Origin of the sequence: Natrarchaeobius oligotrophus, from assembly GCF_003841465.1 — an archaeon.
GTDB lineage: Archaea > Halobacteriota > Halobacteria > Halobacteriales > Natrialbaceae > Natrarchaeobius > Natrarchaeobius oligotrophus.
The window spans coordinates 559,943-572,219 of sequence record NZ_REFZ01000001.1 but is presented as its reverse complement, the minus strand read 5'-3'; the positions used below and the strand labels follow the sequence as shown (position 1 = coordinate 572,219).

Here is a 12,277-nt window from a genome sequence, read left to right as displayed (position 1 = left end):
TCGGGATCGAACGCCGTCTTGAGTCCTTTGAACGTCTCCCAGAGCTCCTCGCCGTATAGTTTGCGGTTCCACTGGGTTCGCGCGCGGCCGTCGCCGTGTTCGCCCGACACCGAGCCGCCGAGGTCGACGACGAGGTCGGTCACCTCGTCTGCGATGCCGTGTAACTGCTCGAGGCCGACGTCGGTCTTCGTGTTGACCAGCGGCCGGACGTGGAGGACGCCGGGGCCGGCGTGGGCGTAGAAGCTGGCGTAGGTGTCGTAAGACTCGAGGATCGCCTCGAATCGCTCGACGAACTCCGGCAGTTTCGCGGGCGGAACGGCGGTGTCCTCGATGAACGAGACGTGTTTCTCGTCGGTCGTCCGCGAGAGCAGGATCGGCAATCCGGACTTTCTGAGCGTCCAGAGCGTCGACCGATCGGCCTCGTCGTAGGCCTCGATGGCCGCGAGTGCGCGCGTCTCCGCGTCGGTTCGTGGCGCACCCGCTGCCGGCTCGCTCTCGGGGGCCGCGTCGGGACAGCGATCGGTCAGCAATCCGGCGACCCGTTCGCGGCCTTCGGCGTCGTCTTCGGCGTAAAACTCGACGAGCAGCGTGGCGTTGGTTCCCTGGGGTAGAAGCTCCGTGACCGCGCCGAACTCGGCGGTGTCGCGCGCGAGGTCGATGAGGACGTCGTCGAGTACCTCCACGGCGGCCGGCCCGTGTTCGAGGATCGGTTCGACGTCCGCCATCGCGTCGTGGAGGTCAGGGTAGCAAAGCAACGCGACCGCCTTCGTTTCGGGAACGGGTTCGAGCGTCACCGTGGCTTCGGTGACGATCGCGAGCGTGCCCTCGCTGCCGGCCAGCAGTCGGGCGAGGTTGACCGTTCCCGGCTCACCGGTATCTTCGCCGCCGGGGAGGTGGTTTCCGCGGGCTTCCGCGACCAGCCGGTCGAGGTTGTAGCCCGACACGTTTCGCTTGAGATCGGGGTAGGCCTCGTCGATTCGATCGCTCTCCTTCTCGAGGATGCGGCGAACTTCGGCGTAGATCCGATTCTCGAGGTCGCCGTCGGGATCCGCGCGCTCGTCGATCTCCGCGAGGGTCACGTCGCCGAACCGGGTGACGGTGCCGTCGGCGAGGACGACCTCGACGGACTCGACGTAGGCGTCGGTCTTGCCGTAGGCGAGCGAGTGCGAGCCGGTCGAGTTGTTGCCGATCGCGCCGCCGACGGCGCTTTTATCCCCCCAGGCGGGGTCGGGCGCGAACTTCAGGCCGTGGGGCGAGAGCGTCTCGTTGAGCGTTCCGAGCACGACGCCCGGCTGTACCGTCGCCGTCCGACAGTCCGGGTCGACCTCGAGGACGTCGTTCATGTGCCGGGTGAAATCCAGCACGACGGCCCGGTTGACCGTCTGTCCGGCCAGACTGGTTCCGCCGCCGCGGGGGAGTACCGGAATCGTCCGTTCGCGACAGTACTCGACGATTCCGGCGACGTCCGCCGGAGAACGCGGAAACGCCACCGCGATCGGCGTCGCCTCGTAGGCGCTCGCGTCCGTGGCGTACAGCGCCTTCGAGTACGAGTCAGCACGCACCTCGCAGTCGACCAGCCGCTCGAGATCCGCCACTAACGCCGGTCTGTCGACGTCGTCGCTCCGATAGTCGTAGTTCGTCCGTCCGTCAACAGCCGGATCGACGTTCGACTCGAGGGCCATATCGCACTCTCATCGTTCGATCGCATAAAGCGTCGGCATTTTGGTTCGGCGCTGAGGGACGGATCGACCGATGTGAGAGGCCGGTCGAGGAGTGACTGTCGGCAGGGTGGTGTTCGAGCCGGAGACGGCTCAGTTGATTCCCCAGCGCCTCCCCCGAAATCCCGTCTCTAGACCGGACGGGATCGTATCGTTTCGACGCGACCCGGATCAGTTCTCTACCCAACTAGTTTGGTGTCGGTGGAAGATCGATCGTGGGTTATCGCGCTCCAAACGGGATCGAAAGTAGCATAAAATAATTTACTATAAATGGTTATTATCGAATATATTATTATTTTGAAACGCACGCTCTGTGGGGGCACTGGAGAAAAACTTTGAATATATTCATATAAAACCCATATCTGGTTGTGTAATTGGTAATGTTTGGGGTACTAGGCCTATATAACGGTCCAACTAGTCAGAGAATGACTGTGTGATTAAACATCAATACTAAACAGTATTTTGAATATAATACTATGAATTTAGATTCTTTGCATCGCCTGTACGTTCGATTCGTTCCACAGGTGTTCTGCCGTCGGCGGAAAAAACGTCTCGTTCGGTCGGTCCGCCGATATCGATCGGACGACGCGCTCCCCCGCCGCTGAACGTTTCATCGGGACCGCTGTCGGTCAGTTCCGGTCGAACCGCGACCGCCCGGCAGTTCCACCGACACGTCGGTACAGCAGGTCGTCTCTGGTGTGTCCCGAACGGTCCGAACACGTGCCCGGCGCGTCCGTCGAAGGCGGACGATCCGCGGAACGGATTCCCGTTTCACCGTCGTGGCTTCGGTCGACCGGACGAAGCTGTTGCCGGCGGACAATGGCGAGGACGACGTCGAGTACGCGTTCGAGGCCGCGAGCCGATCGACTCCTCGAGTCGACCGCGACCGTGCGAAAGAACGATGGTCCTCGTCGACGATGACACGATCGATGACAGGTACGCTCGAGCGGTTCGAGGACGCGGTTCGGGGCGCGACGGCGTCGACCCACCGCGCGACGCCCGAGACGATCGGTTCGGTACTGTCGGAGCTGCTGGTCGAGCCGGCCGTCGGCGCTCCCCCGCCGTTCGACGACGTTTCGCTCGCCGACCTCCCCGTCTCGGTCGCGACGGAGCCGACTCGGCAACAGTTGCTCGAGGCGTCGACGGGGGTGACGGGTGCGATTCTCGGGATCGCCTCCTACGGCTCGGTCGTACTTCGGTCGACCGCCGACGTCGACGAACTGGTTTCGCTCTTTCCGGACCGCCACGTCGTCCTCGTGCGCGACCGCGACGTGGTCGACGACATGGCGGCCGCGTTCGACGATCTCGTCCCGCTGATCGCGGACGAGCGTGCGGACGCGATCGTCGCGACCGGTCCCAGCGCGACCGCCGACATGGGCGCGCTCGTCTACGGCGTTCACGGCCCGACGGAGGTCCACGTCGTGGTCGTCCGAACGGACTCCCACGCGGCGGACGGAACGGGGGGAACGGGCTGATGGCGGCAGATCGACGGGAACGGGCCGCTCGCATCAAACGAATCCTCGAAACGAGCGGCGACAGCGTCGAGCGGAACACGCTCGCGTTCAACCGGGGACGGTACGAGACGATCGACGAGCTCGACGAGTACGAGGCGCTGAAAGACCGTGCTGCGGCGATCAAAGACGACGCGATCGATCGGCTCCCGGAGCTGATCGACGAGGTCACCGAGGCGGTCGAGGAAAACGGCGGGACCGTCTACCTCGCCGAGGATGCGGCGGACGCGAACGACTACGTCGAGCGGATCGTTCGCGAGCGCGAGGCCGAGACGGTCGTCAAGTCCAAGTCGATGACGACCGAGGAGATCGACCTCGCTGACGGAATCGAGTCGACCGGCGCGGACGTCTGGGAGACCGATCTCGGCGAGTTCGTCCTCCAGATCGCCGACGACGCGCCCTCGCACATCGTCGCGCCGGCGATCCACCGGTCGCGCGAGGAGATCGCCACCCTGTTCAACGAATACTACGACCTCGAGGACCCCCTCGAAACCGCCGACGAGCTGACGGCGTTCGCTCGCGACGTCCTGAGCGATGCGATCGAGAACGCGGACGTGGCCGTGACGGGCGCGAACTTCGTTACGGCGGATACGGGGACGATCGCCCTCGTGACGAGCGAGGGCAACGCTCGAAAGTGCGTCGCGGTTCCGGAAACCCACGTCGCGGTCGCCGGCGTCGAAAAGGTCGTGCCGACGGTCGGCGACCTCCGGCCGTTCGTCGAGCTGATCGGCCGTTCCGCGACGGGCCAGTCGATCACGTCCTACGTCTCCTTGCTGACGCCGCCGATCGACACGCCGGCGCTCCCGGACGACCCTGGCGATCGGATCGCGGACGACCCGCCGGATCGGGACTTTCATCTCGTGTTGCTGGACAACGGTCGGATGGCGATGCGCGACGACGAGCAGTTACGCGAAACGTTACGGTGTATCCGGTGTTCGGCCTGTCTCAACTCGTGTGCGAACTTCCAGCAGGTCGGCGGGCACGCGTTCGGCGGCGAGACGTACTCCGGTGGGATCGCGACCGGCTGGGAAGCCGGCGTTCACGGCGAGGACAGCGCAGAGACGTTCAACGATCTCTGTACAGGCTGTTCGCGCTGCGTGAACCAGTGTCCGGTCCGAATCGACGTGCCGTGGATCAACACGGTCGTCCGAAACCGGATCGCAAACGGCGCGGACCGGGGTCGGTTCGACCACCTCGTTCGAGGACTCGTTCCCGACGAAGAGGCCGGGGGGTATCCGCTTCAAAAGCGCCTCTTCGGTAATTTCGAATCGCTCGCGAAACTGGCGAGCGCGACCGCGCCCGTCTCGAACTGGCTCGTCGACCTCCCCGGCACGAGGGCGACACTCGAGTACGCGTTCGGCGTCGACCGACGGCGCGAACTGCCGACGTTCGAACGCGAATCGCTCGTCGACTGGTTCGAAGCTCGCGGCGGCGAGGCGGCGTCGACGAAGCGGGCGAACCGTGCGCGAACGCCGTCGCTCGAGCACGACCGCCGAGCGGTTCTGTACCCCGACGTCTACACCAACTACGTTCGAGTCGAGCGCGGGAAAGCAGCCGTCAGGGTGCTCGAGTCGCTCGGCGTTCCGGTTGCGGTTCCCGACGTTCCGGGATCCGGACGGGCGCCGCTCTCTCAGGGAATGATCGGGACGGCCCAGCGGCAGGCCACGGCGGTCGTTCGGGCTCTCCAGTCGTACGCCCCGGCCGAGTACGACGTGGTCGTCGTCGAGCCGAGCGACCTGGCGATGTTCCGCGGCGAGTACGAGAAACTCCTCCCGCCGGCGGCGTTCGAGGCGCTCGCCGACCGAAGCTACGAGATCCTCGAATACGCCTACGGGCTGCTCGAGAACGGTGCGGACCCGGATACCCTCCGGACGGATGGTCGCCGGCTGGCCTACCACGGCCACTGCCAGCAACGCACTCTCGGCCTCGAACCGTACACCGTTTCGGTGCTCGAACGGGCCGGCCACGACGTCGCCACCTCGGACGTGGAGTGTTGCGGGATGGCCGGCAGCTTCGGATACAAACGCGAGTACTACGAACTCAGCGTGGCCGTTGGGGACCGGCTCAGATCGCAGTTCGTCGCCGATGGGATGGCCGACCGAACGGTGGTCACGTCGGGAACCTCGTGTCACGAACAGCTGGACGCCCTCCTTGAGCGTCGTCCGCTCCATCCGGTTCGCGTTCTCGATTCGCACTGACGCAAACGGTCGTCCGATACCGATCGATCCGGCCCCGCCGAGCGTTCGTGCCCGACCGCCACACGACTCTGCGAACGACGACGAACGGGCTAAATGTCCGATACCTGAACGTGCTTGCCGTTACACAGGTATGATTGTAAAGAGTTGTGTCGCCGAACCGGTTCCGACTCGGCGCTCGCCCGAGCCAATAATATATGAAACTGAAGTAGTTTTCTATACTGGTACGTGTGTCCAATAGATGACCGAGAAGACTGTCGTTGAATCACAAAAGCGACTTTATCACCCGATAAGGAGGGTTATAGCCAAGATCAGGATTGCGGTCGGTCTCTGTTTACGATCGAACAACGTAGTAATTTCTTGGTAGCTTTCGATACACGTTGCCTCGAATTACTTTCGTTCGGGCGCGCGTTTTCCGCACAGCCTCCGAGCGGTGCAATTCCGTCCGGTAGTTCGCTCTCGTTCGAATATTGCACTATTTCTGATAATACGTAGTCCGAACTCGGTGTACCCGGACGGCGACCGGACGCGGCGGTCGCGATTCGAATACCCGCCTCGTAACTCCCCCACACTCGTCGCGGCCGGGGCACGACGAGAACGTCGATAGACCACGCCACCACAACCACTATGACGGTACTTCTCGAGGTATGGGTATGCTCGATTTCGTTCGACTCGAAGCCGACCTCGACGAGGAGGAGCGGTTGATCCGCGACACCGCACGCGAGTTCGTCGACGATCGGGTCAGACCCGACGCCGGTGATAACTTCGAAGCGGGAACGTTTCCGACGGAGCTCGTTTCGGAGATGGGCGAACTCGGATTCTACGCGCCGAACCTCGAGGGGTACGGCTCGCCGAACGTGTCGGAGACCGCGTACGGACTCCTGATGCAAGAACTCGAGGCGGGCGATTCGGGCGTTCGGTCGATGGCGTCGGTCCAGGGCGCGCTCGTGATGTACCCCATTCACGCCTACGGAAGCGAGCGACAGAAAAGCGAGTGGTTGCCCACGCTCGGTTCGGGCGAGGCGGTGGGCTGTTTCGGCCTCACCGAACCCGAACACGGCTCGAACCCGGCCGGAATGGAGACGTCCGCGCGCCGAGACGGCGACGAGTATCTCCTGAACGGATCGAAGACGTGGATCACGAACGCGCCGATCGCCGATCTCGCCGTCGTCTGGGCGCGTGATCGCTCGAGCGAGGGCGATCCGATTCGCGGATTTCTGGTCGAGACCGACCGCGACGGCGTGACGACGAACGAGATCACCGGCAAACTCTCGCTTCGCGCTTCGAGCACCGGCGAGATCGGGTTGAACGACGTCGCCGTTCCCGCGGAGAGCGTGTTGCCGGACGTGTCGGGAATGAAAGGGCCGCTCTCCTGTCTGACGCAGGCCCGGTACGGCATCGCCTGGGGAGCGGTGGGTGCCGCGCGGGATTGCTTCGAACAGGCTCGTTCGTACGCGCTCGATCGCGATCAGTTCGGCGGACCGATCGCCCAGTTTCAGCTTCAACAGGAGAAGCTCGCGGAGATGGCGACGCAGATCACGCTCGGACAACTGCTTGCGTATCGCCTGGCGGAGCTCAAAGAGCGCGGCGAGTTGCGTCCGCAGCACGTCTCGATGGCCAAGCGGAACAACGTTCGAACGGCGCGCGAAACGTCGCGGGTCGCACGCGAGATACTCGGCGGCAACGGAATCACCACCGATCACTCCCCCATGCGGCACATGGCGAACATGGAGACGGTCTACACCTACGAGGGAACCCACGACATCCACACCTTGATTCTGGGCGAGGAGTTGACCGGTATTCAGGCGTTCCGGTAGCTCCGGTCGCGTCCAGCTCCGTCCGGCGTGTGTGCTCCGGCTGTGACGAACTTTTTACATATGGTTCGCGACGCTACCTGCGTCGTCTCTTCACCCGATTCGATCGAAATTCGGTTCTCACGTTCCGTGGCGAATCCGACTGAACCGTGAAAAAATCACTCGAACTCGGGACGAAGAAAGGCTCACGGTCGGCTGAAAACTCCGGATCCGATATCGATTCGATCGACGATCGCTGGCCGCCGTCGAATCGATCGAGAAAAAACATTTGCGCGTTCGTTCGATCGACGTTCCTCGAACCGCCGCGTCCGAGCACTTATATCTCGGAGATCCGATCGTAATTCTCGTCGATGGCGCTGGCGTCTTCGGGAAGCAAGGCAACGACGAGGAAGTCCGTATACTCCTCGAAATACTCGACGAGGTCCGCGATTCGGTTCGAGTCGAGCGCCTCGAGCGAGTCGAGCAGCATGAACGGGACGACTTCGTACACCTCGTGGACGAGATACCCGGCGAGCGCGAAGATCAGTCCCGTAACCTCGCGTTCGCTCTCGCTCAGGTGGTCGATCGTGTCCTCGTACGTACGACCCTCCGCCGTGCTACGGACGATGTGGAGGTCGAACACCGTCTGTTCGACTTTCCGGCGGCCCTCTCGGACCGTCTGGCCGACGCGTTCGATCCAGATCCGATCGATGTTCTCGTACTCGAGTACGTCGAGGACGGCGTCCATGTGCTCGTTGAACGATTCGACGGCCTGGCGTTCGATGCGGTCGATCCGTGTTCGAAGCTCCTCGAGCTCGTCCCGAATCTCCTCGCGACGGTCGGTCAGTTGCTCCTGTTCGTCGAGCGCGGATTCGATCTCTTCGATCTCCTCGGTCGTCGTTTCGAGGTCGCGCTCGAGCCGACCGAGCGAGAACTCGAGTTCGTTCGCGCGCCGGTTGAGCTCGAGCAGTCCGCCCTCGTCGTCGTCGTCGCTTTCTTCCTCGTCGTCGACTTCCGACTCGAGCTCGGCCGCTTCGTCTTCGAGCGTTTCGATCTCCGCTTCGAGTTCGGCTTGCTCGTCGGACAGCTCCTCGAGTCGGTTCTCACGGCGCTCGATCTCTCCGTCGACGTCCGCGAGTCGCGATTCGATCCGCTCCTGTCGCTGTCTCGTCTGGTCGATCTCCCGTCGCTCGGATCGCAGCGACTTAATCTGTGCCTCGAGGTCGTCGCGTTCGCTCAGCTTCTCCTCCTGGAGCGTCCGGAGTCGATCGATCGTCTCTTCGATCTCGCTTCGCTGGACCTCGCTTCCGCAGGTCCAGCACTGGACGGTTTCCTCGTCTTCGAGCAACTGATCGGTGACGGTCCCGTCCGCGCCTCCCTCGCCGCTTGCGAGCAGCTCGCGAACTTCGGGGTGGGCTCCGTCGAGCATCTCCTCGTTGAACTGGACGATGCTCTGGAGCTGGCTTACGACGCTGTCGATGGACTGCGACCGACGCTGGAGCCGATCGATCTCCTGGTCGATCTCGTCGCGGTTCAACGAGTCGCGCTCCGGGAGCTCGTCGGCCTCGGCTTCGAGTTCCTCGCGTTCGTCGCGCAGCGCAGCCAGGCTCTCGCGTTCGGTCTCGAGGTCGAATCGGACGTCTTCGAGCGCCGATCGTTGCTCTCTGAGCTCGCTCAGCTTCTCCTCGAGTTCGTCCCGGTCGTCTCGGCGGGTTTCTGCGTCCGCTTCGGTCTCTTCGATCTGTTCTTTGACCGATTCCAGCTCGCCTTCTTTCTCCTCGATCTGCTGTTGTAAGTCGGTGCGTTGCTGTTCGAGCTGTGGCAGCTCGTTTTTGAGCGAGTCGAGCCGATCGAGCTCGTCCGACAGCTGCTCTTTCTCTGCGGTGAGACGCGAGATCTCGGCCTCGATCTCGTCGGTGTCGACGGGACGGAGGATTATTTCTCGAAGGTCGTCCCCGGTCGTCACCGCGCGCCTGGCGGGATTCGACTCGAGAAGAAACGCGAAGAGATCCGCGAGTTCGGGGTCCTCGAGATACGGCTCGCCGCCCATGACGACCGTGCCGCCGCTTCGCTGGAGCGTTCGGCGGTACGTCTCGTCGCCGATTTCCAGTTCGGCAAAGCCCTCGTCGGCGTCGGCTTTGAGCGAGGCGGATTCGCCGCCGAGAGCCGCCATGAACGCCTGCAGAAGCGACGTCCGGTTAGTCGCATTCCGACCCGCGAGAACGGTTACTCCCGATTCGAGTTCGACCGTCGTCTCGTCGATACCCCCAATATTTTGGGCTCGTAACTGAGCCTCTCGAGCGATAGGTTGCTGTGTAGCCATCATTCAAATAACTTCCCAACCGAGTGATAAACCTTTGGTGAACTGGCTTCCAACTTGTATTTTCTGCCTTACACTTCTACGATCGAAACGAGAACAATATTATAAGCTATATGAACTAGAAATCATCATGTGTGGAGACATACCCTTCTCGAGTCGGATGGCGAATACGCGCTTTCCAGCACGTAATACGGCTGTAATCTCGAGAACAAGGTCTGAAACGCGCACGACTGTCGACTTGTCGGGGTTGCTCAAACAGGCTCTTCCCGAAGGATATCGGAACTTTCGATGAGCGCGCGACTGAGCGCATTAATCTATCCTTTCTGATCATTCTATATAATTATTTTATTTCTTATTCTATCGCGGAGAGTACACCGGTTCGCTTCGGGGCGACCGTTTCGGACGGATCCGTCGAACCGAACGCGGGTTTATATCGGATGGCGGGTCCAAGTGCGGTATGTCGAATCGAACCCGGCTTCGACGACGCACAGTGCTCTGGACGCTCGGTTCCGTCGGCGTCACCGCGCTATCGACCGCAGCGGCGGCCGAGGAGCGACCCACCGACGGACCAGAGTCCGCGAACGACGACCGCTGTGTCGAGTCGGACCCGCCCGACACCGTGGCCGAGGGGGCGACCCGATACGTCGCCGTCGTCGATCGAATCGTCGACGGCGAGCACGTCGTCCTCCTGCTCGAGGAGGAGTGTACGCTGGTCGATCAGCTCGTCGTCTCCGTCGACGAGTTCGAAACCGTCGGCGAAGGCGACATCCTGATGGCGGTCATCAGAGACGATCGGCTCCTCTCGTACCGGTTCGTTTCGGAACGGCCGCCGTGCTGAGTGGCGAGCTCGCTCGGTACGCGTTCGTCACTCGGATTCGACCAGTGCGATACTCGCCAGCTGATCGCCGGCGTTCACCGTTGCCTCCCTGGTGAGCGCATAGAGCACGCCCGCTCTGTCAGCAAGCGCAACCTGGCGCGTCTCGTAAGTCGCTGGATCGTACACCGTTCCGAGCTCCGTTCCCTCCTCGACCCAGACGCCGACCTCGAGCGACGGGGTCGGTCGGAACAGTCCGGAGTCGTCTGCGGTGACCTGTCCGAGGTGGTTTCGGGCGTTCGTCTGCTCTCGGTCGAGAACGTCGCCCGGAAGCATCTCGAGAAATCGTAACACGTCGAGCAGACCGTCGACGCCGTCCTCGACGGCCTCTTCGACGATCTGTTTGTTGTGAGCGAGTTCGGGCGTGATCGACGGGATTCCCTCCTCGGAGGCGGCGACTCGAAGCTTCCCGGCGAAGTCGCGTCTGTGCCACTCGTCCGTCGCGTCGTCGTCAGCGGGTTCGGCGAGCAGGAGGTCGGTGCCGAACGCCTCGGCGAGCGCTCGGGATCGGTCGTCGCCCTCGCGGAAGACGACGTGTGCGAGCATGTCCGGGCTTCCGGTGTGAAGGTCGACGATGGCGTCGGCTCGACCGGCGTACGACCAGAGACGGTCCGCCATCCGCTGGTGGAGCGTTCCGTCCTCGTCACCCGGCCAGATTCGGTTCATGTTCGGGTTGACGCTGTCGAAGGCCTCCGGCGTCGTGTAGGTGACCCGATCGAAGGTCAACGGGTTCGCGACCGGGACGGCGACTACGGTTCCGGTCAGCGAGTCGAGCGGCAGTTCGTCGTGAAACCGCCGTAGAACCTCCGTCCCGTTGATTTCCCGGCCGTGCTGGGCGGCCTGTACGTAGAGCGTCGGTCCGTCGTCGGGGTTTCGACCGCGATAGGTGTGAATCGTCGTGGTAAGCTCGATCCCCGACGGCAATCGAGCGAGCGACACCTCCTCGGTCGCGTGCGAACCGAAACTCATGGCCGATCGTTCGCTCCCCGGCGGTATGTACCTGCGGGGGGCACGTGCACCGCTTCGGTTCGCGATCGGCGATCCGGTTCGCCGTCGCCGTCGTCCACGGCGTCGACTCGAGACCACTAGCGTTTTGAGTCGCCCCCTCGTCGCCTGCGTATGGGCAACGTTACTGCGACCCTGCACACGAGCGAGGGCGACATCGAGGTCGAACTCTACGACGAACGCGCGCCGCGAACCGTCGATAATTTCGTCGGCCTCGCGACCGGCGGCAAGACCTGGACGGACCCGGAGACGGGCGAAGAGGTCGAGGGCGAGCCGCTGTACGACGACGTGCTCTTTCACCGCGTCATCGAGGACTTCATGGTCCAGGGTGGCGATCCGACGGGAACCGGTCGTGGCGGTCCCGGCTACCAGTTCGACGACGAGTTCCACGACGAGTTGCGCCACGACGACGCCGGCGTCCTGAGCATGGCCAACTCGGGGCCGGACACGAACGGCTCGCAGTTTTTCATCACGCTCGACGCCCAGCCCCACCTCGACGATCGTCACTCGGTGTTCGGAAAGGTGACCGACGGGATGGACGTGGTCCGCGACATCGCAAGCGTCGACACGGACGCGAACGATCGGCCGAAAACGGACGTCCTTCTCGAGTCGGTCTCCGTCGAGTACGAGTAACGATCGGGTTCGAACCGACGCCGAACTGCGAACCGACGCCGATCGACGTCGGCGCAAGTCCGGCTCGAATCACTACCGTTATTTATCCCTCGCACGCAGCGACGGTATCGATCGACGAACGCTACTGGCATCGGGTGTCACGGGAATTGCAACGCTCGTCGCGGGCTGTTCGAGCGGCGGCGATGGATCGACGGACGGAGCCGACGATGGCGACGAGTCGCGCGGCGG

8 protein-coding genes are annotated in these 12,277 nt (G+C 63.1%); 5 read left to right on the top strand and 3 right to left on the bottom strand.

Features of this window, described 5'->3' with window-relative positions:
- Positions 1-1,682, bottom strand: a 1,682-nt coding sequence (locus EA472_RS02820; protein WP_133306987.1) for an FAD-binding oxidoreductase, incomplete at its 3' end; no start/stop codon positions are given.
- An 842-nt stretch (positions 1,683-2,524) separates the two neighbouring features.
- On the opposite strand from EA472_RS02820, the gene EA472_RS02815 reads away from it, so the two are divergent.
- The 3 genes from EA472_RS02815 (at position 2,525) to EA472_RS02805 (ending at position 7,241) form a co-directional block, all read left to right on the top strand.
- The gene (locus tag EA472_RS02815; protein ID WP_243637755.1) at positions 2,525-3,193 is read left to right on the top strand and encodes an LUD domain-containing protein; all 669 of its coding nucleotides are present in this window, start codon (positions 2,525-2,527) and stop codon (positions 3,191-3,193) included.
- Positions 3,193-5,427, top strand: a complete 2,235-nt coding sequence (locus tag EA472_RS02810) for an LUD domain-containing protein (RefSeq protein ID WP_124189975.1) — start codon at positions 3,193-3,195, stop codon at positions 5,425-5,427. Before EA472_RS02815 ends, EA472_RS02810 begins: the two co-directional genes overlap by 1 nt.
- Positions 5,428-6,077: 650 nt before the next feature.
- Positions 6,078-7,241, top strand: a complete 1,164-nt coding sequence (locus EA472_RS02805) for an acyl-CoA dehydrogenase family protein (protein ID WP_124189974.1) — start codon at positions 6,078-6,080, stop codon at positions 7,239-7,241.
- Positions 7,242-7,554: 313 nt separating this feature from the next.
- Here EA472_RS02805 and EA472_RS02800 read toward each other — a convergent pair whose 3' ends face one another.
- Positions 7,555-9,540 (bottom strand): archaea-specific SMC-related protein, encoded by a 1,986-nt coding sequence (locus EA472_RS02800; RefSeq protein ID WP_124189973.1) that lies wholly within the window; start codon positions 9,538-9,540, stop codon positions 7,555-7,557.
- Between the two features lie 454 nt (positions 9,541-9,994).
- Between EA472_RS02800 and EA472_RS02795 the strand changes: the two genes are divergently transcribed.
- Positions 9,995-10,375 carry a hypothetical protein gene (locus tag EA472_RS02795; RefSeq protein WP_124189972.1) on the top strand — a complete coding sequence of 127 codons (381 nt, stop codon included), beginning with the start codon at positions 9,995-9,997 and terminating at the stop codon, positions 10,373-10,375.
- A gap of 27 nt (positions 10,376-10,402) precedes the next feature.
- Here the strand turns inward: EA472_RS02795 and EA472_RS02790 are convergent, their stop codons facing one another.
- On the bottom strand, positions 10,403-11,380 hold the full coding sequence (locus EA472_RS02790; RefSeq protein ID WP_124189971.1) for a succinylglutamate desuccinylase/aspartoacylase family protein: 978 nt from the start codon (positions 11,378-11,380) through the stop codon (positions 10,403-10,405).
- Positions 11,381-11,530: 150 nt separating this feature from the next.
- On the opposite strand from EA472_RS02790, the gene EA472_RS02785 reads away from it, so the two are divergent.
- Positions 11,531-12,049, top strand: a complete 519-nt coding sequence (locus tag EA472_RS02785) for a peptidylprolyl isomerase (protein WP_124189970.1) — start codon at positions 11,531-11,533, stop codon at positions 12,047-12,049.
- Positions 12,050-12,277 lie beyond the last annotated feature (228 nt).